Here is a 1,669-nt window from a genome sequence, read left to right as displayed (position 1 = left end):
ACTTAAACGTCTTCGAATTAGTTCAATAGAAGCTAGTCAGCTATCAGATGAAGTTATCGATGTTTTAAAGCAATCGAATATAGTTGTAAGGCATTTACACATCCCTATTCAGTCAGGCTCTGATACGGTACTAAAAAGAATGCGCAGAAAATATACAATGGAATTTTTTGCGAACCGATTAGATCGTTTAAGAGATGCACTTCCAGATTTGGCTATCACATCTGATGTAATCGTTGGATTCCCTGGAGAGACAGAAGAAGAATTTATGGAAACCTATAACTTTATTCGCGATCAAAGATTTTCTGAACTACATGTTTTCCCTTACTCTAAACGTACAGGAACGCCTGCTGCTAGAATGGAAGATCAAGTGGATGAAGAAATTAAAAACGAACGTGTGCATCGACTAATCACCTTAAATGATCAGCTGGCTGTAGAATATGCCTCTCGCTTCGAGAGAGAGGTTCTTGAAATCATCCCAGAGGAAGTTATCACTTCAGAAACGGGAGAAACCATGGTAGAAGGCTATACGGATAATTATTTAAAAGTTGCTATACCAGGCTCTGAGGAACTGATCGGAAAATTAGTAAGAGTAAAAATAACGCGAGCAGGCTATCCTCAAAATATTGGTCAATTTGTTCGTGTATTAGAAGAAGTTAAAGAGCTAGTTTGACTTAGGTCACTAGCTTTTTTTTGTTGGGAGAAACATAGTTGCTTGGCTTTTCTTATGTTTACTAGTAATATTAAGAGGTACGTACAACTAAGAAGGAGATTTTAAAATGACAAATAATATAGCAGCACTTATAGATCATACGTTATTAAAACAAGATGCGACTAAAAATCAAATTGAAAAACTTTGTGGGGAAGCAAAACAACATGTATTTGCATCTGTTTGCGTTAATCCGACTTGGGTAAGCCTAAGTGCTTCTCTATTAAAAGACTCACCGGTTAAGGTATGTACAGTAATCGGATTCCCACTAGGGGCTAGCACAAGCGAAGTAAAAGCATTTGAAACTACGGATGCTATTGAAAAAGGTGCAGATGAAATAGACATGGTTTTAAACGTTGGAGCTTTAAAAGACGGCGATTTTGATTATGTTCAAAAGGATATTGAAGCAGTAGTACAAGCAGCTAAAGGAAAAGCTATTGTAAAAGTAATTTTAGAAACTTGTTTATTAACAAATGAGCAGATCGCTAAAGCTAGTGAATTATCTAAATTAGCTGGGGCAGATTTTGTCAAAACTTCTACTGGTTTTTCAACTGGAGGAGCAACTATCGAAGCAGTTAAATTAATGCGCGAAACAGTAGGTCCTGAGCTAGGTGTGAAAGCTTCTGGAGGAGTTAGAAGTCTTGCTGATTTAGAAGCTATGGTTGAAGCAGGAGCTACTAGAATAGGTGCAAGTTCTGGTGTAGATATTGTAAATGGCTTAGAAAGTAAGTCAGATTATTAATTGGTGAATATTTAAAACCAAAGTATTGACCAAGTCTATAATATACGGTATAATTTTTTAGTACATAACACTTGGTTATGTACTGACGTGTGTTCGGAGGGAGGGAAAGAGAGATGTCAAAAACTGTCGTTCGCAAAAACGAACCGCTTGAAGATGCTCTTCGCCGCTTCAAACGTACTGTATCTAAAAGTGGTACAATTCAAGAGGTTAGAAAGCGCGAG

At 37.1% G+C, this 1,669-nt stretch carries 3 protein-coding genes; all 3 read left to right on the top strand.

Going from position 1 to position 1,669, the window contains the following annotated elements:
- Nucleotides 1-670: radical SAM protein (locus AC06OU_RS11120; RefSeq protein ID WP_475855808.1), on the top strand; the 670-nt coding region annotated here is incomplete at its 5' end.
- Nucleotides 671-776: 106 nt separating this feature from the next.
- The gene (gene deoC / locus AC06OU_RS11115) at nucleotides 777-1,448 is read left to right on the top strand and encodes a deoxyribose-phosphate aldolase (protein WP_475855806.1); all 672 of its coding nucleotides are present in this window, start codon (nucleotides 777-779) and stop codon (nucleotides 1,446-1,448) included.
- A gap of 113 nt (nucleotides 1,449-1,561) precedes the next feature.
- Nucleotides 1,562-1,669, top strand: a 108-nt coding sequence (gene rpsU, locus AC06OU_RS11110) for a 30S ribosomal protein S21 (protein WP_475855809.1), incomplete at its 3' end; no start/stop codon positions are given.

Source organism: Psychrobacillus sp. (genome assembly GCF_056205495.1).
The sequence above is the reverse complement of the archived record's forward strand: the minus strand, read 5'-3'. Positions and strand labels throughout refer to the sequence as shown.